Origin of the sequence: Streptomyces varsoviensis, assembly GCF_000718635.1 — a bacterium.
Classification (GTDB): domain Bacteria; phylum Actinomycetota; class Actinomycetes; order Streptomycetales; family Streptomycetaceae; genus Streptomyces; species Streptomyces varsoviensis.
The window spans coordinates 192,488-218,082 of the sequence record NZ_JOBF01000016.1 but is presented as its reverse complement, the minus strand read 5'-3'; the positions used below and the strand labels follow the sequence as shown (position 1 = coordinate 218,082).

Sequence of the window (25,595 nt, the reverse complement as noted above, 5' to 3'; positions counted from 1 at the left end):
GGCGGGCCCCCGGCAGAGCCGCGGCCGGAGGCGCGGCACACCCCCGGTGCGCGCCCGTGGCCGTACCCCGGCCGTACCCCGGCCGGACGTGCGGCACGACCCCGGTGCGCCCCCGTGGCCGTACCCCCGCCGCGCCCCGCGGCCTCGGCGTCAGAGCTGCGTCAATACCCGGCCGCACACCGTCCCCCAGGGCATTTGTCCGAATCCTTGGCCGTAAGGTCGACAGTGCGTGGAGATAAACAGGGCGCAGAGTCGGCCCGGGACAGAAAATGGGGCCATGGGACGCGGCAAGCTTCGGATCTATCTGGGGGCGGCACCGGGGGTCGGCAAGACGTACTCGATGCTGTCGGAGGCCCACCGCCGCGTGGAGCGCGGCACCGACGTCGTCGTCGGCTTCGTGGAGTGCCATGACCGCCCGCGCACCGAGGTCATGCTGCACGGCCTGGAGGAGGTGCCCCGCCGCGAGCTCGAATACCGGGGGACCGTCTTCCCCGAGATGGACGTCGACGCCGTCATCGCCCGCCGCCCCGCCGTCGCCCTCGTCGACGAGCTCGCGCACACCAACGTCCCCGGCTCCCGCAACACCAAGCGCTGGCAGGACGTGGAGGAACTGCTCCAGGCGGGCATCGACGTGATCTCCGCCGTCAACATCCAGCACCTCGAATCGCTCGGCGACGTCGTCGAGTCCATCACGGGCGTCCGCCAGCGCGAGGCCGTGCCCGACGAGGTCGTGCGCCGCGCGGACCAGATCGAGCTGGTCGACATGTCGCCGCAGGCGCTGCGCCGCCGCATGGCGCACGGCAACATATACAAGTCCGCCAAGGTGGACGCCGCCCTCTCCAACTACTTCCGGCCCGGCAACCTCACCGCGCTGCGCGAGCTGGCCCTGCTGTGGACCGCCGACCGCGTGGACGAGTACCTGCGCCAGTACCGCACCGAGCACAGCGTCTCCACCATCTGGCAGGCCCGCGAGCGCATCGTCGTCGGCCTCACCGGCGGGCCCGAGGGCCGCACCCTCATCCGGCGCGCCGCCCGGATGGCCGCCAAGGGCTCCGGCAGCGAGGTCCTCGCCGTCTACATCGCCCGCAGCGACGGGCTGACCTCCGCCTCGCCGAAGGAGCTGGCCGTCCAGCGCACCCTGGTCGAGGACCTCGGCGGCACGTTCCACCACGTCATCGGGGACGACATACCCAGCTCGCTGCTGGAGTTCGCGCGCGGCGTCAACGCCACCCAGATCGTGCTCGGCTCCAGCCGGCGCAAGAACTGGCAGTACATCTTCGGGCCCGGCGTCGGCCAGACCGTCGCCCGCGACTCCGGCCCCGACCTCGACGTGCACATCGTCACCCACGAGGAGGCCGCCAAGGGCCGCGGCCTGCCGGTGTCCCGCGGCACCCGGCTCGGCCGCCCGCGCATCGTCGCGGGCTGGTGCGCCGGCGTCATCGCCCCGATCCTGCTCTCGCTCTTCCTCACCCAGTTGGAGGACGACGGCCCGGGGCTCGCCAACGACGTGCTGCTCTTCCTCTTCCTGACCGTGCTCGCCGCGATACTCGGCGGACTGCTGCCCTCCCTCGCCTCCGCCGCCGTCGGCTCACTGCTGCTGAACTTCTACTTCACCCCGCCGACGCACAACCTCACCGTCCAGGACCCGCAGAACATCGTCGCCATCGTGATCTTCTTCGCGGTGGCCGTGTCGGTGGCCTCCGTCGTGGACGTCGCCGCCCGCCGTACGCACCAGGCCGCCCGGCTGCGCGCCGAGTCCGAGATCCTCTCCTTCCTCGCGGGCAGCGTGCTGCGTGGCGAGACCAGCCTCGACGCGCTCCTGGAGCGGGTCCGCGAGACCTTCGCGATGGAGTCCGTGGCGCTGCTGGAGCGGGCCGGCGACGTCGAGCCGTGGACCTGCGCGGGCAGCGTCGGCCCCCGGACGCTGACCCGCCCCGAGGAGGCCGACGTCGACATGCCCGTCGGCGACCACATGGCGCTCGCCCTCTCCGGTCGGGTGCTGCCCGCCGAGGACCGCCGGGTGCTCGCCGCCTTCGCCGCCCAGGCCGCGGTCGTACTCGACCGGCAGCGCCTGGTCGGCGAGGCCGAACGGGCCCAGGAGCTCGCCGAGGGCAACCGCATCCGCACCGCCCTGCTCGCCGCCGTCAGCCACGACCTGCGCACCCCGCTGGCCGGCATCAAGGCCGCCGTCACCTCGCTCCGCTCCGACGACGTCGCCTGGTCCGAGGAGGACGAGGCGGAGCTGCTCGCGGGCATCGAGGACGGCGCCGACCGCCTCGACCACCTCGTCGGCAACCTCCTGGACATGTCCCGGCTCCAGACCGGCACCGTCACCCCGCTGATCCGCGAGATCGACCTCGACGAGGTGGTGCCGATGGCGCTCGGCGGCGTACCGGAGGGCAGCGTCACCCTCGACATCCCCGAGACGCTGCCCATGGTCGCCGTCGACCCCGGGCTGCTGGAGCGCAGCGTCGCCAACCTCGTCGAGAACGCCGTCAAGTACAGCCCCGACGACGCGCCCGTACTGGTGTCCGCCAGCGCGCTCGGCGTACGGGTCGAGGTGCGCGTCGCCGACCGCGGCCCCGGCGTCCCGGACAGCGCCAAGGACCGCATCTTCGAGCCGTTCCAGCGCTATGGTGACGCACCGCGCGGTGCGGGCGTCGGCCTCGGCCTCGCGGTCGCCCGCGGCTTCGCCGAGGCCATGGGCGGCACCCTCACCGCGGAGGACACCCCCGGCGGGGGCATGACCATGGTGCTCACCCTGCGGGCCGCGCCCGGCCGCCCGCCCGTACGCCCGGACCTCCCGGCCCAGGCCGTCTCATGATCCCTCTCACCGACAGGTGAACCCCATCACCGACAGGACAACCCCAGAAAGGCGGGCCACCGAATGAACCGGGTGCTCGTGGTGGATGACGAGCCGCAGATCGTCCGCGCCCTCGTGATCAATCTGAAGGCACGGAAGTACGACGTGGACGCGGCCCCCGACGGCGCGACCGCCCTCCAGCTCGCCGCCGCCCGCCACCCCGACGTGATCATCCTCGATCTCGGCCTGCCCGACATGGACGGCGTCGAGGTCATCCGGGGCCTGCGCGGCTGGACCCGCGTCCCCATCCTGGTCCTCTCCGCCCGCCAGACCTCCGACGAGAAGGTGGAGGCGCTGGACGCCGGGGCCGACGACTACGTCACCAAGCCCTTCGGCATGGACGAACTGCTCGCCCGGCTGCGCGCCGCCGTACGCCGCGCCGAGCCGGTCGGCACCCCCGGCGACGCCGTCGTCGTGGAGACCGAGGGCTTCACCGTCGACCTGGCCGCCAAGAAGGTCAACCGCGGCGGCCGGGACGTACGCCTCACGCCCACCGAGTGGCACCTGCTGGAGGTCCTGGTCCGCAACACCGGCCGGCTGGTCAGCCAGAAGCAGCTCCTCCAGGAGGTCTGGGGCCCCTCCTACGGCACCGAGACCAACTATCTGCGGGTCTACATGGCCCAGCTCCGCCGCAAGCTGGAGGCCGATCCGTCGCACCCCAAGCACTTCGTCACCGAGCCCGGCATGGGATACCGCTTCGAGCAGTGACACGGGGCGATCGCGCGGGCCGCCCCCGGTACGCTGGCTGTATGAGTGCCGTACCCCGAACCGAGAAGCCGACCGGCCGCTTCCGCCGGATGCTCGACCGGCTGTCCACCTCCCAGGAGGAGCTGCACTCCGCCGAGCTCCAGCAGGACACCCAGTCCACCGGCTGCACCCGGATCTGCGACTGCGACGACCGCCAGATAGTCAAGGTCACGGGCACTCTCCGCACGGTCACGCTGCGGCCCCGGGCCGGCGTGCCCGCGCTGGAGGCCGAGCTGTTCGACGGGTCCGCCGCGCTCGACGTGGTGTGGCTGGGCCGCCGCTCCATCGTCGGGATCGAACCCGGCCGCAAGCTGATCGCCTCCGGCCGCATCTCCATGAGCCACGGACGCCGGGTGCTCTTCAACCCCAAATACGAACTCCGACCGCTCGGACAGGAGTAGCCGGTGCCGTCTTCCGACAAGCCGACCACCACCGATGAGGACCCCGGCGCGCACGATCGGGCGGCGCCCGGCAAGGCGGCGGCCGACACGGCGCTGCTGGAGGCGTTCGGCGGCGTGTGGGGCATGGTGGACACCACCGTGCCCGGCCTGGTCTTCGTCCTGATCTACACGATCAACCGGGACATCCACTCCGCCGCCATCGCGTCCCTGGCGCTCACCGCGGTGCTCGCGGCGGCCCGCCTGGTGCGCCGGCAGACCCTCAAGCACGCGCTCAGCGGCGTCTTCGGGGTCGCCTTCGGCGCGATCTTCGCGATGATGTCCGGCGACGCCAAGAACTTCTACCTGCCGGGCATGCTCTACACGCTGGGCCTGGCCGTCGCGTACATCGTCTCGGCGCTGGCCCGCTTCCCGCTCATCGGGGTGCTGCTCGGCCCGGTGCTCAAGGAGAACCTTTCCTGGCGCACCCGCAACCCGGGCCGCTTCCGCGCGTACACCAAGTCCACCTGGGCGTGGGGGCTGATCCTCTTCGCCAAGTCGGCGATCCTCTTCCCGCTGTACTGGTGGAGCGACGCCACGCACCTGGGCTGGGTCAAGGTCGCGCTCGGCATCCCGCCGTTCCTGCTCTGCGTCTACCTGACGTGGATCTTCCTGGCCAAGGCGCCGCCGCCGATCGATGTGATCGCGGAGATGGAATCCGCAGAGAAGGCGGAGGCCGCCGGGCGCACCGCCCCCGCCGCCGACGGTGCCCCCTCCGCCGCCGACGGTGCCGCTCCCGACGCCGTCGTCGCGACCGGCGCCGAGCCCCGGCCCCGCGGCCAGGCGCGCCACCGGCGCTGAGGCCCGTACGGCTCGCAGACGACGTGTGCCCCCGGAAACCGACCGGTTTCCGGGGGCACACGCGTTGGTACGGGCACGGGCGCGCGTACGGGCGTACGGGCGCCGGCGCGGGCCCTCAGGCCGACGCGTCCTCGCGGCGGACCGACAGCAGGTCCTCCAACTGCTCCTCGCGCGCGGGCGCGGCCACGAAGAGCAGTTCGTCGCCGGCCTCCAGGGCGTCCTCCTGGCTCGGCGTGAGCACCCGGTTGCCGCGGATGATGGTGACCAGGGAGGTGTCCTCCGGCCAGTCCACGTCGCCGACGCGGGTGCCGGCCAGGGCCGCCTCCGGCGGCAGCGTCAGCTCGACGAGGTTGGCGTCGCCCTGGCTGAAGCGCATCAGCCGCACCAGGTCGCCGACGCTCACGGCCTCCTCGACCAGCGCGGACATCAGCCGCGGCGTGGAGACGGCGACATCGACGCCCCAGGACTCGTTGAACAGCCACTCGTTCTTCGGGTTGTTCACGCGGGCCACGACCCGCGGCACGCCGTACTCCGTCTTGGCGAGCAGCGAGACGACGAGGTTCACCTTGTCGTCGCCCGTCGCCGCGATCACCACGTTGCAGCGCTGCAACGCCGCCTCGTCCAGCGAGGTGATCTCGCAGGCGTCGGCCAGCAGCCACTCCGCCTGCGGCACCCGCTCCACCGAGATGGCGGTGGGCGTCTTGTCGATGAGCAGCACCTCGTGCCCGTTCTCCAGCAGCTCGCCCGCGATGGAGCGGCCCACCGCTCCGGCACCGGCAATAGCGACCCTCACAGCACCTCTCCGTTCGCTTGTGGGCACGCCCGGCGCTGGCCCGCGCCGGCGGCCTGCGGCCCGGCGGCCGCGTCGTGCGCGGCGTTCACCGGTGGCCCTCCTCGGGCCCGTCCGAGAACGCCGCCTCGACCTGACCGACCTCGTCGGTGCGCATCATCACGTGCACCAGGTCGCCCTCCTGGAGGACCGTCTGCGAGGTCGGCAGGATCGCCTCGCCCAGCCGGGTGATGAACGCGACGCGCACCCCGGTCTCCTCCTGGAGCCTGCTGACCTTGTGGCCGACCCACGCGTCGGAGGTGGGCACCTCGGCGAGCTGCACTCCGCCGCTGGGGTCCCGCCACAGCGGCTCCGCGCCGGACGGCAGCAGCCGGCGCAGCATCTGGTCGGCGGTCCACCGCACTGTGGCCACGGTCGGGATGCCCAGGCGCTGGTAGACCTCGGCGCGCCGGGGGTCGTAGATGCGGGCCGCGACATTCTCGACGGAGAACATCTCGCGCGCCACCCGGGCCGCGATGATGTTGGAGTTGTCGCCGCTGGAGACCGCGGCGAAGGCGCCGGCCTCCTCGATGCCCGCCTCGCGCAGGGTGTCCTGGTCGAAGCCGACGCCGGTCACCCGACGGCCGCCGAAGCCGGCGCCGAGCCGCCGGAACGCCGTCGGGTCCTGGTCGACGACCGCGACGGTGTGGCCCTGCTGCTCAAGGGTCTGTGCGAGGGCGGATCCCACGCGGCCGCAGCCCATGATGACGATGTGCATACGCCCTTACCTCGCACCTTCCCTGAGTGCTGTGATGTGGGCAGCCATCGTTCATCATCCTTCCGAGCCCCTGCCGGGGCCACCACGGGGCAGTGCCGGTCGGCCGTGCCGTTTCGGCGACCACGCTACCTGGGATCGCGGCCACTGCCTCCATCCATACGTTGTGACGAGACTCGGACACACGGTCACGGGGGTGGTTAGGATGATCATCGCGTTCCGTCCGCGGGCGGACGCCGGGACGCCGACCTGTCTCCCCCCATGCTCATGTCCCCTTTGCTCCTGAGGAATTGATGACTGATCACATACCGGCGGCGGTGGTCTGGTGCCTGGCGGCCGCTCTGGTGGTGACCCTCGTCCTGCTGGTCCGGCAACGGCAGATCACCGCGGGCGTCCGCAAGCGCGCCGCCGCTCTGGAGAGCAGCCTGCGGGCCCGGGACGAGGAACTGCACCACCTGGCCACGGTCCGGCTCCGGGCGGTCGAGGACTCCGCCAACCAGCCGGTCCCCCCACCCGGCCTGCTCGACCAGCGGCTCACCGGCACCCCGTACGCGCACAGCCTGCAGACCGTGCTGGACCTCTTCCGGCAGGCCGGGGACAAGGCCAAGGCGCGCGCCGAGCAGTCGGCCAAGGCGGCCCTGAAGGCGTCGATGCGCGCCCTCCAGGGGCTCGCCCACGAACAGCAGCTCTCCATCTCCGACATGCAGGACCGGCACGACAACCCCGACGTGCTCCGCGACCTGCTGGAGATCGACCACGCCAACTCGCAGTTCGGCCGCCGCGCCCAGGCCATCGCCGTGCTCTGCGGCTCCTGGCCCGGCCGCCAGCGCGCCGCGTCCGCCCTGACCGACGTGGTGCGCGGCGCGAAGTCCCGCATCCGCGACTACCGCCGCGTCCAGGTCCACAGCCAGGCCGACATCGCCGTCGTCAGCCGCGCCGTGGAGCCCGTCGTGCTGGCCGTCGCCGAACTCCTCGACAACGCGGCCCGCCACTCGCAGCCCAACACCACCGTCGAGGTCGGCCTCCAGCCGGTGCACAACGGCGCGTGCGTCGTCATCGACGACGCCGGCGTCGGCATGGACGGCCAGGAGGTCCAGCAGGCCACGGCGCTGCTCAGCGGCGAGCGCGTCCCCGACGTGTCGCGGCTCGGCGACCCGCCGCAGTTCGGCTTCGCCGTCATCGGCGTCCTCGCCGCCCGCTACGGCTTCAGCGTCTCCGTCGACACCCGCTCGCCCTACGGCGGCGTCCGGGCGGTGCTCTTCCTGCCCAGCGCCCTGCTCACCCACCTCGACGCCGACGCGCCGGCCGCCGCGGCCCCGCCGCCCGAGCGGCCGCGCCCCTCCCGGCGCGTACCGGCCCCGGCGCCCGCGGCGGACCCGCTCGGCGCCCCGGCGGCGCCTCAGGGCCCGTATGAGAGCCCGGCGGCGTCCCAGGATTCGTACGAGAGCCCGGCGGCCCCCCAGGGTTCGTACGAGAGCCCGGCACGGCTCCAGGGCCCGTACGAGACCCAGGCACCGCCCCCGGGCCCGTACGCCTCGCACGCGGACCGGCCCGGCGCGGTGCACGGCGCCACCGCGGGCGGCCTGCCCAAGCGGCGCCGCAGGCAGGCCGCGCCACAGCGGCAGGACGGACCCGCCGCCGGATACGGCCAGCACAGCCCGTACAGCGAGCACGGCCGGCACAGCGAGCCCGGCCAGTACGACGAGTCCGGCCACCAGGCGCCCGTCGCGGAGCCCCCGCGGGAGAGGACCGCGGAGGAGACCGCCCGCCGCATGGGCGCGTTCGCCCGCGGCACGAGGTCCGGCCGCAGCGCCGCCGACGCCACCGAAGACGAAGGGAACCCCCACGCGTGAACGACCACATGAACAACGAGCTGGGCTGGATGCTCGACGAGGTCGTGAAGATGCCGGAGGCCCGGCACGCGATCCTGCTCTCCGCGGACGGCATGCTCCGCGCCCACTCCCAGGGCATCGGCCGCGACGAGGCCGAGCGGCAGGCCGCCGGCCTCTCCGGACTCCAGTCGATCAGCCGCTCCACCAGCGAGTTCTGCGCGCGCGAGGAGAGCCCCTGGCGGCAGACGCTCGTCGAGTTCGCGCACGGCTACGTCTTCCTGATCGCCGCCGGCCCCGGCGCGTACCTCGCCGTGTCCGCCGGCGACGAGGTCGACATGGAGGCCGTCACCTACCGCATGCAGAAACTCGTCGACCGGCTCGGCAAGGAACTCACCAGTCCGCCCCGGCAGGACGCCCCCTGGCTGGGTACCGGCAGCCCGGCATGACCCCGCCCCGGCGCGACCCCGGACGCGACAGGGGACTCGTGCGGCCGTACGTCGTCACGGACGGCCGCGCCTACCCCACCCGCAACACCTTCGACCTCGTCACGCTGGTCATGGCGCACGGCGACCGGCCGCTCGGCGGCCTCAGCCCCGAGAAGCGCAGGCTCATGGACCTCTGCCTCGGCGGCGCCCTGTCCGTCGCCGAGGTCTCCGGCCACCTGATGCTGCCCGTCAGCGTCGTCAAGGTGCTGCTCGGTGACCTCGTGGACAGCGGGCATATCACCACCAGGTCCCCCATCCCCTCGGCCCAGCTCCCCGAGGCCCAGCTCCTTCAGGAGGTGCTCGATGGACTCCGCGCTCGCCTCTGACGGAGCCGTCTACCTGCGGCACAGCGTCCGCACCGCCGCGAAACTCCTGGTCGTGGGCCACTTCGCGGTCGGCAAGACCACCTTCGTCGGCACCCTCTCCGAGATCCGGCCGCTGCGCACCGAGGAGACGATGACGCAGGCCGGCGCGCACCTCGACGACCTCGCCGGCACCGAGTCCAAGACCACCACCACGGTCGCCATGGACTTCGGCCGCCTCACGCTCAGCGACAGCCTCGTCCTCTACCTGTTCGGCGCGCCCGGGCAGAAACGCTTCACCCGGCTCTGGCAGGACATGACCCGCGGCGCCCTCGGCGCGCTCGTCCTCGCCGACACCCGCCGCCTGGAGCAGTCCTTCGACGTCATGGGGCTGCTGGAAGAGCACGGCCTGCCCTACGCCGTGGCCGTGAACCACTTCGACGGCGCGCCCGTGCACCCCGAGGAGGAGATCCGCGAGGCCCTCGACCTGCTCCCGGAGACCCCGCTGGTCACCTGCGACGCCCGGGACCGGGTCTCCTCCACCCGCGCGCTGATCTCCCTCGTCGAATACCTCCAGACCCGTACCGCCCAGGAGTACGCGTGACCTACAGCCCCGAGACCGGCGCCACCCCGCCGCCGGGCTGCCCCGCCCATACCGGCGCCGGCCCGCTCCCCGGGCTCGCCCAGCCGCGCCCCACCCCGATGTACGGGCCCGACTTCGCCGCCGACCCGTCCGCCGTCTACGAGCGGCTGCGCCGGTACGGGCCGACCGCCCCCGTGGAGCTGTCGCCCGGGGTGCACGCCACCCTCGTCACCGACTACCGCGCCGCCCTCGAAGTCCTGCGCAGCCCCGAGAAGTTCGCCAAGGACGCCCGCCGCTGGCGCGCCCTCGCCGACGGCCGGGTCGCCCCCGACAACCCCGTCGTGCCGATGATGGGCTACCGGCCGAACTGCCTCTTCTCCGACGGCGAGGCCCACCGGCGGCTCCGCCAGGCCGTCACCGACAGCCTCGGCCGCGTCGACCCCGCCGCCCTGCGCGGCTACGTCGAGCGCAGCGCCGACACGCTCATCGACCGGTTCGCCCCGTACGGGGAGGCCGACCTCCTCGGCTCGTACGCCAAGGTCCTGCCGCTGCTCGTCTTCAACCAGCTCTTCGGCTGCCCGCCCGCCCTCGGCGAGCGGCTTGTCGGCGCCATGTCCGCGATCTTCGACGGCGTCGACGCCGAGCGCGCCAACGCCCAGGCCACCCAGAGCTTCATCGAACTCATCGGCCTCAAGCGCGAGCAGCCCGGCGCGGACGTCACCTCCTGGCTGCTGGCCCACCCCGCCAACCTCGGCGACGAGGAGATGATCCACCAGCTCGTCGTGCTGATGGGCGCGGGCACCGAGCCGCAGCAGAACCTCATCGCCAACGCGCTGCGGCTGCTGCTCTCCGACGACCGGTTCGCGGGCGACCTCTCCGGCGGCGCCATGCCCGTGGAGGACGCCCTCGACGAGGTGCTCTGGCTCGACCCGCCGATGGCCAACTACGGCGTCCACTACCCCGTGCACGACCTCGACTTCGGCGGCGTCCGGCTGCGCGCGGGCGAGCCCGTCGTGATCAGCTACGCCGCCGCCAACAACGACCCGGCCCTCGTCTCCGAGCAGCGCGGCGGCAACCGCGCCCACCTCGCGTGGAGCGCCGGCCCGCACACCTGCCCGGCCAAGGACTCCGCCCGGCTGATCGCCGCCGTCGCCGTCGAGAAGCTTCTCGACCGCGTCCCCGACCTCGAACTCGCCGTCCCCGCCGACCGGCTCGTCTGGCGGCCCGGCCCCTTCCACCGCGCCCTCACCGCGCTCCCCGCCCGCTTTCCCCCGGTACCGGCGCCGATGCCCGCCCCGGTACGCGACCAGTTCGACGAGACACCTGGAGATACCCGATGGAACGTCAGACCTGCCCAGTCGCAATCGACCCCGCCGGCCGCGACATCCACGCCGAGGCCGCCCGAATCCGCGAGCAGGGGCCCGCGGCGCGTGTGGAGCTCCCTGACGGCGTGGTGGCGTGGGCGGTGAGCAGCCCCGCCGTGCTCAAGCAGCTCCTCACCGACCCGCGGATCTCCAAGGACCCCCGGCAGCACTGGCCCGCGTGGATCAACGGTGAGATATCCCCCGAGTGGCCGCTGTTCACCTGGGTCGCGGTGCGGAACATGTTCACCGCCTACGGCAGCGACCACCGGCGGCTGCGCGGCCTGATCGCCAAGGCGTTCACCGCCCGCCGCATGGCCGCCCTGCGCCCCCGCGTCGAGGAGATCGCCGGCGGCCTCCTCGACCGCCTCGCCGCGGCCCCGCACGGCGAGACCGTGGACCTCCGCGAGGGCTACGCCTACCCCATCCCGATCCAGGTGATCTGCGACCTCTTCGGCATCGAGGACGAGGCCACCCGCGACGGCCTGCGCGAGTGCGTCGACTCCATCTTCCACACCTCCGCCGACGCGGCCGAGGTCACCGCCACGTACGCCCGTATCTACGAGATCCTCGGCGCCCTCGTGGCCCACAAGCGCGAGCACCCCGGCGAGGACATGACGAGCGTGCTGATCTCCGCGCGCGACGAGAACGACGGCGCGGGCCTCAGCGAGCAGGAGCTCGTCGACACCCTGTTGCTCGTCGTCGGCGCCGGCCACGAGACCACCGTCAACCTCCTCGACAACGCCATCCACCTGCTGCTCACCCACCCCGACCAGCTCGCCCTCGTCCGCGACGGCAAGGCCGACTGGGGCGACGTGATCGAGGAGGCGCTGCGCGTCGAGGCGCCCGTCGCCAACCTGCCGCTGCGCTACGCCGTCGAGGACATCGAACTCGACGGCGGCATCACCCTCCGCAAGGGCGACGCGATCATCGCCGCCTACGCCGCGGCCGGCCGCGACCCCGGGCAGCACGGCGCGGACGCCGACCGCTTCGACCTCACCCGCGCCGACAAGGACCACCTCGCCTTCGGCCACGGCGTCCACTTCTGCCTCGGCGCGCCGCTCGCCCGGCTGGAGGCCGAGGTCGCGCTGCCCGCGCTCTTCGAGCGCTTCCCGGACCTCGCCCTCGCCACCCCGCCGGAGGGGCTGCGCCCGGTGGAGTCGTTCATCTCCAACGGCCACCGCACCCTGCCGGCGCGCTTGCACGCGACGGTGGCCGCCTGAGCCTCGGCGATCGTACGTACGGGCCTGGCCAGGGGGGCCGGGCCCGTACGGGGAGTGCGCGTCGGGGGCGTACGAGCGAAGGCGCGTCCGGGGTGTACGGGTGGGGGACTCGCGGGCGTACGGGCAGGGGCGCACCCAGGGCGTACGGGGCGCGCGAGAGGCCCACGAGCGCTCCCCGGGGGGCTCCCGGGGGTCATCGCCCGGTTCCCCGAGCGACCCCGTGCTGCCACCGGAAGCGAACCGGGCCGGATGGCCCATGGGTGGCGGGTGGGCGACCGTAATCGCCAGCGCTTACGATCCTCTGCGTGTCCAAACTGACCGACGTGCCGAAACGGATCCTCATCGGCCGAGCGCTGCGCAGCGACAAGCTGGGGGAGACGCTCCTCCCCAAGCGCGTCGCGCTCCCCGTCTTCGCCTCCGACCCGCTGTCCTCCGTGGCGTACGCGCCGGGCGAAGTGCTCCTCGTGCTCTCCGTGGCCGGCGTCTCGGCCTACCACTTCAGCCCGTGGATCGCCGTCGCGGTCGTGGTGCTGATGTTCACGGTGGTGGCCTCGTACCGGCAGAACGTGCACGCCTACCCGAGCGGCGGCGGCGACTACGAGGTCGCCACCACCAACCTCGGGGCCAAGGCCGGACTCACCGTCGCCAGCGCCCTGCTCGTCGACTACGTGCTGACCGTCGCGGTCTCCATCGCCTCCGGCATCGAGAACCTCGGCTCCGCCATCCCCTTCGTCGCCGAGCACAAGACGCTCTGCGCGATCACCGTCATCGTGCTGCTCACGGTGATGAACCTGCGCGGCGTCAAGGAGTCCGGGAAGCTCTTCGCCATCCCCACGTACGTCTTCGTGGGCGGCGTCTTCCTCATGATCCTGTGGGGCGTCGTCCGCGGCCTCGTCTTCGGCGACACCATGAAGGCCCCCACCGCCGACTACACCATCCACGCCGAGCACCAGGGCCTGGCCGGGGTCGCCCTGATCTTCCTGCTGCTGCGGGCCTTCTCCTCGGGGTGCGCGGCGCTCACCGGCGTCGAGGCGATCAGCAACGGCGTGCCCGCCTTCCGCAAGCCGAAGAGCAAGAACGCGGCGACCACGCTCGCGCTGATGGGCGGCCTCGCCGTCACGATGTTCTGCGGCATCATCGCGCTGGCCATGGTCACCAAGGTGCGGATGGCCGAGAACCCCGCCACCGACCTGCTGCACAACGGGAAGCCGCTGGGCTCCGGCTATACCCAGAACCCCGTGATCTCGCAGGTGGCGGAGGCGGTCTTCGGCCACGGCTCGCTGCTGTTCATCATCCTGGCCGCGGCCACGGCGCTCGTGCTGTTCCTGGCCGCCAACACCGCGTACAACGGCTTTCCGCTGCTCGGCTCGATCCTCGCCCAGGACCGCTACCTGCCGCGCCAACTGCACACGCGGGGCGACCGCCTCGCGTTCTCCAACGGCATCGTGCTGCTGGCGGGCGCGGCCGCCGTGCTCACCTACATCTACGGCGCGGACTCGACGCGGCTGATCCAGCTCTACATCGTCGGCGTCTTCGTGTCCTTCACCCTCAGCCAGATCGGCATGGTGCGGCACTGGAACCGCCACCTGCGGACCGAGGCCGATCCCGCCAAGCGCCGCCACATGGTCCGCTCCCGCGCGATCAACACCTTCGGCGCGTTCCTGACCGGCCTGGTCCTGGTCGTGGTGCTGCTGACGAAGTTCACGCACGGCGCGTGGGTGGCGCTGCTCGGAATGGTGATCTTCTACGCGACGATGACCGCGATCCGCAAGCACTACGACCGGGTCGCCGAGGAGATCGCGGTCGAGGACGACCCGGACGACGAGACGGTCCGCCCCTCTCGCGTGCACTCCATCGTCCTCGTGTCCAAGGTCCACAAGCCGACGCTGCGCGCCCTCGCGTACGCCAAGCTCATGCGCTCCGACACCCTCGAAGCGCTGAGCATCAGCGTCGACGCCGCCGAGACGAAGGCGCTCCAGGAGGAGTGGTCGCGGCGCGGCATGGACGTACCGCTCAAGGTCCTCGACTCGCCCTACCGCGAGATCACCCGGCCGATCATCGACTACGTCAAGAGCCTCCGCAAGGAGAGCCCGCGCGACGCGGTCAGCGTCTACATCCCGGAGTACGTGGTCGGCCACTGGTACGAGCACCTGCTGCACAACCAGAGCGCGCTGCGCCTCAAGGGGCGGCTGCTCTTCACTCCCGGCGTGATGGTCACCTCGGTGCCCTGGCAGCTCGACTCCTCGGAGGCGGCGAAGCGCCGGGCCCGCAAGCGCGCCGAATGGAACGCGCCGGGGTCCGTGCGGCGCGGGCCGGTGGTGCATCCGAGGCGGGAGAAGACGGGGACGCGGAAGTAGCGGCGGTGCGGCAAGTAGACTGACGGGCTGCACCCCCTCACCCCAGCTCAGGAGCGCTCCGCCATGCCGCAAGAGACCGAAGCATCATCGCTGGTAGGCGAGGAGTACGAGGTCGAGGTGGGCCCGGTCGCGCACGGCGGGCACTGCGTGGCGCGTACGGGCGGGGGCCGGGTGCTGTTCGTACGGCACGCGCTGCCGGGGGAGCGGGTGGTCGCGCGGGTGACCGAGGGCGAGGAGACGTCCCGCTTCCTGCGCGCGGACGCCGTGGAGATCATCGAGGCGTCGAAGGACCGGGTGCCGGCCCCCTGCCCGTTCTCCGGCCCGGGGAAGTGCGGCGGCTGCGACTGGCAGCACGCCAAGCCGGGCGCGCAGCGCCGCCTCAAGGGCGAGGTGATCGCCGAGCAACTGCTGCGCCTCGCGGGCCTGACCCCCGAGGAGGCGGGCTGGGACGGCACGGTCATGCCGGCGGAGGGCGACAAGCTGCCGGCGGGGGAGGTCCCGGCGTGGCGGACGCGGGTGCAGTACGCGGTGGACGCCGAGGGCCGCGCGGGCCTGCGCAAGCACCGCTCGCACGAGGTCGAGATCATCGACCGCTGCCTCATCGCGGCGCCCGCCGTCACGGAGCTGGGCATCGAGAAGCGCGAATGGCCCCAGATCGCCTCGGTGGAGGCCATCGCGGCCACCGGCTCCGGCGACCGCCAGGTCATCCTCACCCCGAAGCCCGGCGGCCGCCTCCCCATCGTGGAACTCGACAAGCCGGTGTCGGTCCTGCGCGTCGGCGAACGCGACAAGGCCGTCCACCGCGTCCACGGCCGCCCCTTCGTCCGCGAACGCGCCGACGGCCGCACCTGCCGCGTCGGCGAGGGCGGCTTCTGGCAGGTCCACCCCCAGGCCGCCGACACCCTCGTCAAGGCCGTCATGCAGGGCCTCATGCCGCGCAAGGGCGACACGGCCCTCGACCTCTACTGCGGCGTCGGCCTCTTCGCGGGCGCCCTCGCCGAACGCGTCGGCGACAAGGGCGCCGTCCTCGGCATCGAATCCACCAAGCGCGCCGTCGAAGACGCCCGCCACAACCTCCAGGACCTCGACCGCGTCCGCATCGAACACGGCAAGGTCGAGCAGGCCCTCCCCCGCACCGGCATCACCGACGCCGACCTCATCGTCCTCGATCCCCCACGCGCCGGCGCCGGCCGCCAAACCATCCGCCACCTCGCCTCCCTCACCCCCCGCCGCATCGCCTACGTAGCCTGCGACCCAGCCGCCCTGGCCCGCGACCTCGCCTACTTCGCCGACGAGGGCTACCGCCCGGCCACCCTGCGGGCCTTCGACCTCTTCCCGATGACGCACCACGTGGAGTGCGTGGCGATCCTGAAGCCGACGGGGAAGGGTGCCTGACCTGCGGGTTCGGGTGAAGTGCAGGAGGTGCGGACGCTCGTCCTCGCACTCTCAGATCAGGCCGGTGCGCAGGGCGTGGGAGACCGCGTGCGCGCGGTTGCGCAGGTTCATGCGTTTCATCAGGCCGTAGAGCACGTACTTCACGGTGCGTTCGGAGTAGGCGAGCTTCTCGGCGACTTCCGGCAGCTCCAGGCCCTCCGCGAGGAGGCGCAGGACCTCCACCTCGCGGGGGCTGACTCCTGAGGCGGTCAGGCCGCGGGGGGCGAGGACCTCGCGGTGGGTCCACTGCACCTGCCGCATGAGGGTGCCCTGGAGGTCGGGGGGAAAGCTGCCGCCGCCGCGGGCGACGGTCAGCAGCGTCTGCGAGAAGGCCGCCGGGGTGAAGCTGTCGCGGCAGAGCACGGCGCGGACCCCGCGGTCGACCGCGGCGAAGATGTCGGCCTGCCACTGCCGTCCGACCAGCAGCACGAACCGGGGGCTGGAGGTCTCCGAGAGCGTGTGCAGCAGGCTGAGGGTGGAGGCGTCCGCGGTGTCCACCGCGACCACGGTCACATCGGCCGGGCCCGCTCGGTCCGTCCGGTCCGCGGGCGTCTCGGAGAAGCGACGGTCCTGCCGCAGGAGGCTGGCCAAGCCGATGCGCGTGAGGGTGTCCGAGGCGTGTATCGCCACTGCCACTCTCTGCGGGGGCGTTTGCTGAGGCATGGCACCTTCCGCGGACGAGGGGGCGTACGTCGATCCATCAAGACACCGATCGTGTCATGTACGGCTCCGACCACCGCCGGGCGCGGACCGCGGGTCACCAAAGGCAGGGAAATCTGGCATCAGCGTCGGCCGGTACGAGGGCAATCAGCCGCAAAACGGATTTGAAATCATGGTCTCGGCCCTGGAGCAGGCCGGCGCCGTGCCGCGGACCGTGACCCCGGTCCCCGCCGGCCGCGTTCGGAGTGAGGAGTCGTCGATGCAGCAGCGTGATCCTTCCCTGCCGGGCAGGGAAGGCGACGTGAGCTTGGTCGCCAGCGCTTTGGGCGCCACTGGCACGGCACGGACCGTGCTGGTCACCGGCCCGCCCGGGGTGGGGAAGACCGCCGTCGTGGAGTCCGGCCGCCTGGCGGCGGTGCGGGGCGGCGCGAAGGTGCTCCCCCTCGGCCTGCGGACGGCCGAGGGGGAGCCGGGCACGGCGGCGCTGGTCGACGCGGTCTGTCGGCTGCTGGCCAGGATCAACGACGGCCGGCTTCCGGCGCGCGTCACCGCGATCCGGCGTGTGGAGCTGCGGACAGCCGGGCGCGACGGGGGGCTGGCCCTGCTGTCCACGATCGGCGAGACGCTCGCCGACGCGGCGGATCACATGCCGTTCGCCATGGTGGTGGACGGCGTCGACGCCGTGCCGCCGGCCACCGTCTCCGCCCTGGGGCTGATGCTGCGTGTCTTCCGGCCCGCGGGCCTGCCGGTGGTGCTGACGTCCCGGCCGACCGCGTCGACGGAGTGCGGCGGGGACCTGGCGCTGGCCGCGGACACCGTGCTCACACTGGGGCCGCTGGCACGGGACGACGTGCGGGAACTGCTCTCGCGTCGGCTCGGCCGCCCCGTCGATCCCGACCTGGTGACGGCGGTGACCCGTTCCCTCGGCCCCCTGGGGGGCAACCCCGGCGCCCTGCTCTCGGTGCTCGCCGGCGTCGAACGGGACGGCGCGCTCGTGGAGTTGGACGGCCGGGTCGCCGTCAGCGAACCGGCGGGCGGCCTGCGCTTCGCCGCGGAGGCGGAGGAACTGTCCGATCTCGGGTGGCCGGGCCTCCCCGTGCCCTACGGGCGCGTCCGGAGCGCGGCCGTACTGGCTCATCTGGTCGAGGCGGCCGAGCTGCGCCTGGAGGACCTGTACCGCGCGGCGGAGCCGGGCCGGCCGGCCGGCTGCGACGTCGCCGAGGCCGCGGACCAGTTGCTGGTCCAAGGCGTGCTGAGCGCCGACCACGAGGGGCGGCTGGCGTTCACCGTGCCGGCGCTGGCGGCGGCGTTGCGGACGCTGCCCGTCACCCGCGAGGTGCGGGAGCTGCGCGCGCGCATGGTGCGTTCGCTCCTCGACCGGCTGGACCCGGTCGCCGCGGGCACCGGCCGCCCGTGGCTGGCCGGTCACGCGGCCGCCATGGGGCCGGAGCTGGCGGACGAGATCGCGGTGCCGCTGGTGCTGGCGGCGGCCCGTAGACGCGCGCGGTTCGCCGTGCCCCGGACGGTCGATGTCTACGGAGCGGCGCTGGCGCGCATGCGACGGGGGCCGGAGGCGTCCGGCGTGCTGCGCCAGGCGCTGGAACTGGGCCTGCGCCAGGCCGACCACGCCGGGGCGCTGGCGCTGGCGGCGCCGCTGTTCGCCGGCCTGGACGCCGCGCCGGCGGACGCGGGAACGGACCTGGACTTCAGCGCCCGCGCCTGGTCCGTGGCGGCGCTGCACGAACACGCCGAGGCGGCCGTCGACCGGCGCTGGGCCGCGCTGCGGCGCATACCGGCGGCGGCCGGGCTGTCGGCGCTGGGCGGGCGGTACGGGATCGGTCCGCTGCTCCCCGCGGCGCCGGACGACACGCCCGAGGCGGGCGGGCCCCCTCGCGGCCCGCTGCCCACACCGGCGGAGACCCGGCTGCTGGCGGCGGCGGTGGGCGGGCGGGCCGAGAGCGACCGGGCCCGGCGCGATCTTCCGGGGGCGGTGGAGGGCGCGGCCTGGGACCGGCTGCGTGGCGCCGCCGCCTACGGCGACCTGGCCGGTGCGCTGGAAGCGGTGCTGGCGGATCGGTACACCAAGGCCGGCGACAGCACCGCGGTGAGGTATCACGCGGTGGTCCGCGACTACCTCGCGGGCCGGTGGGACGAGGCGCTCGACGGGATCCGCCGGATCGAACTGCGCGGCCGGGCCCGGGAGCCCTCCGGTGTCGCACAGCTCGCCCGGGCACTGGCGGGCGAGATCCACTGGATGCGCGGCGACATCGAGCGGGCCCGCACCTGGCTGGATCTCATCTCCGAGGCCGTCCCCCACCCCCTGGTCGGGCGGGTGCGGATGGGGGTCCGCTCCGCGGAGGGCCGGCCGGACGAGGCGTTCGAGCGGGGGTGGCGGGACGTCCGGCGGGCGCGCGAGAACGGCATGCTCGCGGGCCTGGACCGGCTGCTGCTGCGGCTGCTCTCGTACGGTTCGCGGGAAGGCCGTGAGGGCGACCGCGTGCGAGCGCAGGAGGAACTGGAGGCGCTGCACGCCGAGGTGGGCTCCCCGATGACGCGGGAGTCGATGCTCCTGGGACGGGCCATGTTGCACGGCGATGTCAAGAGTGCGCGGAGCGCCTTCTCCCTGGTGCGGCGGCGTGGCGACCGGCAGTTGCTGCTGCTCGCCCGGGAGTGCCTGGTCGCGCTGGTCGACGATCCTCAGAACTGGCTGGACGAGGCGGTGCGCGAGGCGCAGACGCTCGGGGCGGCGACGTTCCTGCGCACGATGCTCGCCGTCCGGGCGCGGTGGCAGGGCCTGAAGCTGAACGTGCCCAGACAGCGGGCGGCGCCGAACCGGCTGAGCGAGAGCGATGTGCGTCTGATCGACCTGGTGAGCGACGGCGAGACCAACCGGCGGATAGCCGCCCGCATGGCGTGCAGCGAGAAGACGGTGGAGCAGCGCCTTACCAGGCTCTTCCAACGCACCGGCTGCCGGTCCCGCGCGGAGCTGGCCGCGTCCCGGCTGGACGGGACCCTGGCCCGGCTGGGGCTGCTGCCCGACTGCCCGGCGCCGGGCGAGGCAGGCGGCTCCGCGGTGTCGCCCTCCCACATGGAACCGTTGCTCTGAGGGCGCTGTGACGGCGGAGGGCCGCCGGGCTTGCGAAGCCGGGCGGCCCTCGTGCGTCGCCGGGAGTTCGGGGGACCCTGGAGCGCTTTCGCGGATTTACCAGGACCAGTCGGTGTCGGCCGTCCCGCAGGAGCGCAGTTCGAGGCGGGCGTCCAGGCCGGCGCCCGGCCCCCCGCTGACGCCCAGGCACCGGCCGCCGCTCTCGGCGTTACGGATCTGGTAGTGGTTGCCCTGTCCGGGCCAGATGTACCAGGTCTGGTTGTCCCGGGCGCTTCCGTCGCACGGGTACTCGGAGACCTTGGTGCCCACCGGCTTGCCCCCGTAGCCCGGCAGGTCCATGCACAGGCCGTCCTTGGTGTTCTGGATGACGAACAGATTCGCCTCCCCGGGCCCCTTGCGGTCCACCGGCGCCAGGACCCACCTCTGGTTGTCGCTGTCACCGGCCCGGCAGTGGTACTCGTTGACGGGCCCGTCGACCGACCCCTTACCGTAGCCCGGCAGGTCGGCGCAGAGCCCGGTGGCGCGGTTGTGCAGCAGCACCAGCGCGGCGCCCCTGAACATCCGGGAGGCCGCCGGGGCCGGCGGGTGATCCGACTGCGCGCTCTTCTCGGGGGAGTTCTTCGACGGGGCGGAGCCGTGTCCGGCGCCTTGGCCGGCGGCGGCCGACGGCTTTGCGGTGGCGTGGTTCGCGGAGGGAGAGGGGGAGTTCTTCGACGGGGCGGAGCCGTGTCCGGCGCCTTGGCCGGCGGCGGCCGACGGCTTCGTGGCGGGGTGGTTCGCGGAGGGGGAGGGGGAGTGGTCGGGCGAGGGGGAAGACCGCAGGCTTGCGGGCACGGAGGCTCTCGGGACGTCGGCCACGGTGACCTGGTGGTTCTCCGGCTTGTGGCGTGAGCCCGAGGCCAGGAGCACCGCCCCCACCGCCAGTACGGCCGTGCCGGCGGCCACCGCGGTGAGCAGGTTCCTGCGGGGGTGGCGCTCGCGCGGCGCCGGCGACGCGGTATCCGCGTCCGGGGCCGCCGGTTTCGCGGAGGTCGCCGCTGCCCGCGGTTTCGGCGCGGCCGGCACGGTGGGCACGGCCCGTGCCCGCGCTGACACCGAGGGCGGGGCGCCGGGCGTCGGCGCCGGTGGCGATGGAGGGGAATCGGTGTCCGCGGCCGGCGCGTCGTCGGCGCCGGGACGCGGTGCGTTCGCGTGGCCGGTGCCGCGGTCCCAGAGCGCGGGCGAGCCGTCGGCCAGAGCCGGTAGGCGCGCCGCGGACCGTATGCGCCGCACCAGTCGTCCGCGCAGCCGGGGTTCGGTGGGACCGCTCGGGTCGGATGTCGGTGATGGGGAGCCGGCGGCACCGGGCCCCGGGTGCTCCGCGGCGTGGGGCTCCCGTCCGGAGGAGCGGGCGGACTGCGTAGCCAGGGTGTGCCTCCTTGACGGAGCGGCTGGGTGGGAGGGGGCCGGCGACGGCCGACCGCGCCTGCCGGAGGATCGTAATTCCTCTTCCCGGACGAGGGGTTCGCCGTCCGTGCCGGGCTCCGGACCGGTATGCCGACGCGCTACGGTCTTGGCGCGGTCGTGGACGATCGTCATCGGCACCCCTCCGAAGTGCGCGAACGCCTGTCGGCGGCAGTCGAAGAAGGTCTCTCCGGACCCTGGTTCGCGGTGCGGCGGCAGAACGGATCGCGGGGGTGCGCGAGGGCCAATTTGAATGAATGGACCATTCTGCTGTCCATATGTACAACGATCTTGCCCTTGTCGCCCCGGCCGACGTGCGACGGGGCTCAGGGGGTCGCCTCGAACCGGCGGTGCGGGCCCGTCTCCCGGACGGCATGCCTCGCCGCGTCGACACCTGTCTGTATTCGTCAGCGATTCGTCAGCGATTCGTCAGCAATTCGTCCGCAACGCATCCGCAGGAAGCTGGGGATATGTGACTGTGCACGCTGATACCGCCGCCTATGGCGCGGACGTACACAGGATGGACGGACGAACGGGTAGCGCCCCGCGAGCGACCGGCGCGGGGCGCTCCGTGGAGAGAACGTAGCCTCTGTGCAGTGACACGTGAGAACACCAGGCCCGTCCCGCACGGCGAGCAGCCCCACGGTCGGCCCGTCAGGCGGCGCGGTGGGAGCCCTCTGCCGGCAAAGGCGTGGGACGAGCGAAGCGGGCCGGCCGCGGACGGCTTCGCCGCGACGCCGTCGCCCGCGGGCCCGGCGCCCGGCGCGGACCGGGACCCGGCGCACCTGCCCGGTCGCGAGCGGGTCCTGGCGCAGGCCCGGCAGCGCCTCTTCGCCTCCGACGGGCCGAACCTGCTGGTCGTCGAGGGGGAACGGGGCGCCGGCCGGTCCACGTTCGCGCACGCCCTCGCCGCCGCGGCACAGGCGGAGGGCAGCGGGGTCTCGTTCCTGATCTGCGGCGTCGAGGACGGACGGCGTCCGCTGCTGCTGGCGCTGCGACTGATCAAGGAGCTCGAACGGCACCGGCGGATCCCGCCCACGCCGCGGCGGGCCGGCGGCGGAGCGGCGGACGCGCTGGCCGCCGTCGAATTCGGCGACCGGGCCGCCGTGGCCCAGGCGCTGACGGCCTCCCTGGCCCGGTCCGCCCCTCTGACCATCGTGGTCGACGACGCCCAGTACGCCGACGCCGAGTCGCTGGACCTGCTCGGCGGCGTCGACCTGGAGAGGGTGGCGCCCGACGTGCGGCTGGTCGTGTCGGCGGTCCGGCACGGCGAGGCCGGGCGGCGCGCACCGGGGGACGGCGCGGTGGAGCGTCTCGCTCACCGCCGTGGCGCGCACCGCGCCGTCCTGTCGCGTCTGGAGCGGGCGGAGGTCGCCGCGGTGGTGAGCCGGCGGCTGAACGCGCTCGCGGACCCCGAACTGGTCCGGGCGGTGCACGAGGCGAGCGGTGGCGTGCCGGCGGCCGTCGATGTGCTGCTCACGGCGTGGTTACGGACCGGCGCGATCCGGGCGCTCGACGGCCACGTCCTGCTCGTCCCGGGGACGCGGCCGCCTCAACTGCCGGACGACGACCGTTTCGTCGCGGCGCTGCGTGTGCTGGGCGAGCCGGGCCGCACGGTGGCGGAGGGGCTGAGCGTCCTGTGGCCGCTGGGCCGGATGGCCGCGACGCTCACGGCGGAGGTGACCGGGCTCTCCGCGGCGGCCGTGGACGACGGCCTGCGCGCTCTGATCGGTGCGGGGATCGTGGTGGAACTGCCCGGCCCCGACGGAGGAGCCGCCGCGCCACGCGGCTGGGCGTTCTCCCCTCCGCTGCTGGAGCACACGGTCCGTCACCGGCTGGGCCCGCTGGAACGCGCCCGGCTGTCGTCCGCCGCGGTGGAGGTGGTCCTGAAGGCGATGGACGACATGCGGACCGGGTCGCCGGGCGCGGCGACGGAACTGCCGGCCGAGACCGACCTCGACGCGTATCTGGCGGACCAGATCACCGAGCTGAACCTCAGCCGGTACTGCCCGCGCGCGGTGGACGAGTTGGTGGCGGCAGCCGACCGGCTGCACCCCGACGCGGACCGGCGCGGGATGCTGCGGTGGCTGCGGGCCGCCGTGCGCTTCGCCGACGGGCCGACGGAGCGGGACGACCTGACCCGGCGGTACGTGGGGATGGCCTACACCGCGGGCGAGTACGAGGCCGTCCGCCCCGCCGCCGTGTCGATACTGCGCGATCCCGAGGGCTTCGATGTGGCGGCGCTCCAGGAGGCCGCGGCCCTGCTGGCGGGCTCCGCGGCCGCCGTCGGCGACCCGCTGTGGCTGGACCGGCTGACCTTGAGCCACTGGTGGCAGGCGGGGGGCCTGCCCGCCGCGGTGGAGGCGACCGGGCGGGCCCTGGCGCTGTGCGGGCAGGGCCGGTGGACGCAGGGCCTCGCGCTGCTCGCGGAGACCGAGTGGGAGTGGGACGACGGCGGGGCCGCCGCGGCGATCCCGGCACTGCTGCGCGCCGGGGCCGAACTGGTCTGCGGTGAGCCGGAGCGGTTCGTCCGGTCGCTGGCCGGCCCGGAGGTGGACGAGCTGTCCCGCTGGGGGCGGCAGGCGGCGACGGTGTACCAGGTGGACTATCTCCTCGGCGCCGGCGAACTGCTGGAGGCCGGGGCGGTGCTGGAGCGCCGGGGGATGACCGAGCGGTCGCTCCCCCCGTACAGCCTGTTTCTCCGGCGCCAGTTGGAGGGGCGCTGGGACGAGGCGCTGGCGGTGGCCCGGCGGTTGCTGGCGCGCGGGCAGGCCGGCGCCGCCACCGGGCACCATCTGCTGCCCGAGCGGATGGCGACCGTCCTGCTCGCCCGCGGCCACACCCGCGAGGCCCGGCATCTCCTCGATGACGCGTGCGGACAGGTCACCGGGCCCGCCGACGTGCTGCTGGACCGGGCCGAGGCGGAACTGGCGCGGACGTTCGGCGACCTCTTCGGCGCGGAGCAGGCGCTGCGGCGCGGGCTGATGGCCGCGGAGAGGGGCGGCTACGTCTACGGCACCGACGAACTGTGGGCCGCCCTGGCGGAGGTGTGCCTGGACACCGGCCAGGCATCCCAGGCGCGGGAGTGCCTGCGGTGGCTGGAGCGGGTGGCGCGGCAGACCGGCGGGGACCGCGCGCGCCTGCTCCACCTGCGCGCCGCGGTCCGGCTCCCCGGGCAGGACGCGGCCACGGTCCGGAGCCTGCTGCGGGAGGCGGTGGACCTCGCCCGGTCCCGTAGCCAGCCGTTCGAGACCGCTGTGACGCTGCTGTCCGTCGCACCGTCCAGCGACGATCCCCCAGCTCTGTTCTACGAGGCGTACCGGCTGTTCGGCGAGGTCGGCGCGTCGCTGTGGCGGTTCCGCACCCGCGTCGCCATCCGGGAGAGCGGCAATGCGGTCCCTGGACGCAAGGAAGCCGTGGCGGAGAACGAACGGCTGCTGGCCGTGCTCGTGGCCGAGGGGTTGTCCAACCGTCAGATATCCAGTGTCCTGGGCCTCAGCGGGGACGCGGTGGCCAACCGGCTGACCCGGCTCTTCGCCCACGCCGGGGTGCGGTCCCGCGCGGAGATCGTGTCCGGGGTGCGTACCGGACTCCTGGAGCAGTGAGAAGGCGGCAAAGCGCCCCAATCCATACGGATATGACAGCCGCCATGTTTCCCCATGTCTTGCACAGCGGGGTCATAGAAAGCGGTAGGGCGCCTTCCGCTCGTGTCACGATCGCTCCGTTCGATCCTCCGCACATATCCCAGGGGAGTGCGCGCATGCCATTACAGACACTCGTCGACGCCACGCGTGTCGCGATACACGCGCCGGAAAGCATCGTCCGCGCCGGCCTGGTCAGTTACCTCCAGCACGATCGCGAACTGAGAGAGGTACCCGTCGGCGATGTGCGCGACGGCGACGTCGTGGTGGTGGCCCCCGATGTCGCGGACGGCTCCATGCTGGAGGACCTGCGCGGGCTCAGCGGCGTCGCCGACATCTCCTTCGTCCTCGTCGTAGCCAGGGGACAGTGGCGCGCCGACATCTCCTCGGCCGTCGACCACGGCGTGCGCGCGGTGCTGTGGCGGGACTCCTTCACCCCGGACGACTTCACCCGAATCCTGCTCATCGTCGCGCGGGGCGGCGGCAGTTTCCCCGTGTCCCTCCAGGGGGCGCTGATGGAGCAGGTCCAGTTCACGCAGCGTGAGGTCCTGGTGCCCCGGGGGCTCGCGACCTCCGGGATCAGCTTCCGCGAGGCGGACGTGCTGCGGCTCGTCGCCGAGGGGCAGGAGCTGTCGCAGATCGCCGCGAAGCTGTCCTATTCGGAGAGCACCATCAAGTACGTGCTGTACGGCGTGATGAAGCGGCTTCAGTTGCGCAACCGCGCGCACGCCGTCTCCTACGCCATCCGCTCCGGCCTCATCTGAGGCCGCGTCACT

At 73.3% G+C, this 25,595-nt stretch carries 19 protein-coding genes; 15 read left to right on the top strand and 4 right to left on the bottom strand.

All coding sequences use genetic code 11. The features are described 5' to 3' along the window. Positions 1-277: 277 nt before the first annotated feature. From IF55_RS23570 to IF55_RS23555, 4 genes are all read left to right on the top strand, one after another. Positions 278-2,824 carry a sensor histidine kinase gene (locus IF55_RS23570; RefSeq protein WP_030884288.1) on the top strand — a complete coding sequence of 849 codons (2,547 nt, stop codon included), beginning with the start codon at positions 278-280 and terminating at the stop codon, positions 2,822-2,824. A gap of 63 nt (positions 2,825-2,887) precedes the next feature. Beyond that, positions 2,888-3,571 carry a response regulator gene (locus IF55_RS23565; RefSeq protein WP_030884285.1) on the top strand — a complete coding sequence of 228 codons (684 nt, stop codon included), beginning with the start codon at positions 2,888-2,890 and terminating at the stop codon, positions 3,569-3,571. A 41-nt stretch (positions 3,572-3,612) separates the two neighbouring features. Continuing rightward, a complete protein-coding gene (locus IF55_RS23560) occupies positions 3,613-4,011 on the top strand; it encodes an OB-fold nucleic acid binding domain-containing protein (RefSeq protein ID WP_078645062.1) in 399 nt (132 codons plus the stop codon). Positions 4,012-4,014: 3 nt separating this feature from the next. After that, positions 4,015-4,848: a DUF3159 domain-containing protein gene (locus IF55_RS23555; RefSeq protein ID WP_078645060.1), complete on the top strand. Its 834-nt coding sequence runs from the start codon at positions 4,015-4,017 to the stop codon at positions 4,846-4,848. A gap of 115 nt (positions 4,849-4,963) precedes the next feature. Here the strand turns inward: IF55_RS23555 and IF55_RS23550 are convergent, their stop codons facing one another. Continuing rightward, on the bottom strand, positions 4,964-5,641 hold the full coding sequence (locus IF55_RS23550) for a potassium channel family protein (protein ID WP_030884277.1): 678 nt from the start codon (positions 5,639-5,641) through the stop codon (positions 4,964-4,966). An 85-nt stretch (positions 5,642-5,726) separates the two neighbouring features. Then, the gene (locus IF55_RS23545; RefSeq protein ID WP_030884274.1) at positions 5,727-6,395 is read right to left on the bottom strand and encodes a potassium channel family protein; all 669 of its coding nucleotides are present in this window, start codon (positions 6,393-6,395) and stop codon (positions 5,727-5,729) included. Positions 6,396-6,685: 290 nt separating this feature from the next. Between IF55_RS23545 and IF55_RS23540 the strand changes: the two genes are divergently transcribed. The 8 genes from IF55_RS23540 (at position 6,686) to IF55_RS23505 (ending at position 15,930) form a co-directional block, all read left to right on the top strand. Then, a complete protein-coding gene (locus tag IF55_RS23540) occupies positions 6,686-8,245 on the top strand; it encodes an ATP-binding protein (protein WP_030884270.1) in 1,560 nt (519 codons plus the stop codon). Next, positions 8,242-8,670 carry a roadblock/LC7 domain-containing protein gene (locus IF55_RS23535; RefSeq protein WP_030884267.1) on the top strand — a complete coding sequence of 143 codons (429 nt, stop codon included), beginning with the start codon at positions 8,242-8,244 and terminating at the stop codon, positions 8,668-8,670. Before IF55_RS23540 ends, IF55_RS23535 begins: the two co-directional genes overlap by 4 nt. Further along, positions 8,667-9,035 (top strand): DUF742 domain-containing protein, encoded by a 369-nt coding sequence (locus IF55_RS23530; protein WP_030884265.1) that lies wholly within the window; start codon positions 8,667-8,669, stop codon positions 9,033-9,035. The genes IF55_RS23535 and IF55_RS23530 overlap by 4 nt, the downstream gene beginning before the upstream one ends. Beyond that, the gene (locus tag IF55_RS23525) at positions 9,013-9,615 is read left to right on the top strand and encodes a GTP-binding protein (protein ID WP_030884262.1); all 603 of its coding nucleotides are present in this window, start codon (positions 9,013-9,015) and stop codon (positions 9,613-9,615) included. The genes IF55_RS23530 and IF55_RS23525 overlap by 23 nt, the downstream gene beginning before the upstream one ends. Before the next feature lie 98 nt (positions 9,616-9,713). Beyond that, entirely contained in the window at positions 9,714-11,063 is a 1,350-nt protein-coding gene (locus IF55_RS38760; RefSeq protein WP_037965582.1) for a cytochrome P450, read from the top strand. After that, positions 11,027-12,178, top strand: coding sequence for a cytochrome P450 family protein (locus tag IF55_RS23515; protein ID WP_245661355.1), 1,152 nt, complete (start codon positions 11,027-11,029; stop codon positions 12,176-12,178). Before IF55_RS38760 ends, IF55_RS23515 begins: the two co-directional genes overlap by 37 nt. Before the next feature lie 305 nt (positions 12,179-12,483). Then, positions 12,484-14,535 (top strand): APC family permease, encoded by a 2,052-nt coding sequence (locus IF55_RS23510; protein WP_030884254.1) that lies wholly within the window; start codon positions 12,484-12,486, stop codon positions 14,533-14,535. A 63-nt stretch (positions 14,536-14,598) separates the two neighbouring features. After that, the gene (locus IF55_RS23505; protein WP_030884251.1) at positions 14,599-15,930 is read left to right on the top strand and encodes a class I SAM-dependent RNA methyltransferase; all 1,332 of its coding nucleotides are present in this window, start codon (positions 14,599-14,601) and stop codon (positions 15,928-15,930) included. Positions 15,931-15,981: 51 nt separating this feature from the next. Here IF55_RS23505 and IF55_RS23500 read toward each other — a convergent pair whose 3' ends face one another. After that, positions 15,982-16,599 (bottom strand): response regulator transcription factor, encoded by a 618-nt coding sequence (locus IF55_RS23500; RefSeq protein ID WP_245661353.1) that lies wholly within the window; start codon positions 16,597-16,599, stop codon positions 15,982-15,984. 31 nt (positions 16,600-16,630) lie between these two features. Here IF55_RS23500 and IF55_RS23495 point away from each other — a divergent pair, with 31 nt between their 5' ends. After that, the gene (locus IF55_RS23495; RefSeq protein ID WP_078645058.1) at positions 16,631-19,735 is read left to right on the top strand and encodes an AAA family ATPase; all 3,105 of its coding nucleotides are present in this window, start codon (positions 16,631-16,633) and stop codon (positions 19,733-19,735) included. Between the two features lie 96 nt (positions 19,736-19,831). On the opposite strand, the gene IF55_RS36065 is transcribed toward IF55_RS23495, so the two are convergent. Then, complete coding sequence (locus tag IF55_RS36065) at positions 19,832-20,809, bottom strand: RICIN domain-containing protein (protein ID WP_157854404.1); 978 nt, start codon at positions 20,807-20,809, stop codon at positions 19,832-19,834. Between the two features lie 965 nt (positions 20,810-21,774). Between IF55_RS36065 and IF55_RS23485 the strand changes: the two genes are divergently transcribed. Further along, positions 21,775-24,783: an AAA family ATPase gene (locus IF55_RS23485; protein WP_048832353.1), complete on the top strand. Its 3,009-nt coding sequence runs from the start codon at positions 21,775-21,777 to the stop codon at positions 24,781-24,783. Between the two features lie 155 nt (positions 24,784-24,938). Further along, the gene (locus tag IF55_RS23480) at positions 24,939-25,583 is read left to right on the top strand and encodes a helix-turn-helix transcriptional regulator (RefSeq protein ID WP_030884237.1); all 645 of its coding nucleotides are present in this window, start codon (positions 24,939-24,941) and stop codon (positions 25,581-25,583) included. Positions 25,584-25,595 lie beyond the last annotated feature (12 nt).

What these genes read in the sequence shown, in the direction of transcription:
- IF55_RS23570 (WP_030884288.1), top strand. Translation starts at nt 278, where the DNA reads ATGGGACGCGGCAAGCTTCGGATCTATCTGGGGGCGGCACCGGGGGTC.
- IF55_RS23565 (WP_030884285.1), top strand. Translation starts at nt 2,888, where the DNA reads ATGAACCGGGTGCTCGTGGTGGATGACGAGCCGCAGATCGTCCGCGCC.
- IF55_RS23560 (WP_078645062.1), top strand. Translation starts at nt 3,613, where the DNA reads ATGAGTGCCGTACCCCGAACCGAGAAGCCGACCGGCCGCTTCCGCCGG.
- IF55_RS23545 (WP_030884274.1), bottom strand. Translation starts at nt 6,395, where the DNA reads ATGCACATCGTCATCATGGGCTGCGGCCGCGTGGGATCCGCCCTCGCA.
- IF55_RS23540 (WP_030884270.1), top strand. Translation starts at nt 6,686, where the DNA reads ATGACTGATCACATACCGGCGGCGGTGGTCTGGTGCCTGGCGGCCGCT.
- IF55_RS23530 (WP_030884265.1), top strand. Translation starts at nt 8,667, where the DNA reads ATGACCCCGCCCCGGCGCGACCCCGGACGCGACAGGGGACTCGTGCGG.
- IF55_RS23525 (WP_030884262.1), top strand. Translation starts at nt 9,013, where the DNA reads ATGGACTCCGCGCTCGCCTCTGACGGAGCCGTCTACCTGCGGCACAGC.
- IF55_RS38760 (WP_037965582.1), top strand. Translation starts at nt 9,714, where the DNA reads ATGTACGGGCCCGACTTCGCCGCCGACCCGTCCGCCGTCTACGAGCGG.
- IF55_RS23505 (WP_030884251.1), top strand. Translation starts at nt 14,599, where the DNA reads ATGCCGCAAGAGACCGAAGCATCATCGCTGGTAGGCGAGGAGTACGAG.
- IF55_RS23495 (WP_078645058.1), top strand. Translation starts at nt 16,631, where the DNA reads ATGGCACCTTCCGCGGACGAGGGGGCGTACGTCGATCCATCAAGACAC.
- IF55_RS23480 (WP_030884237.1), top strand. Translation starts at nt 24,939, where the DNA reads ATGCCATTACAGACACTCGTCGACGCCACGCGTGTCGCGATACACGCG.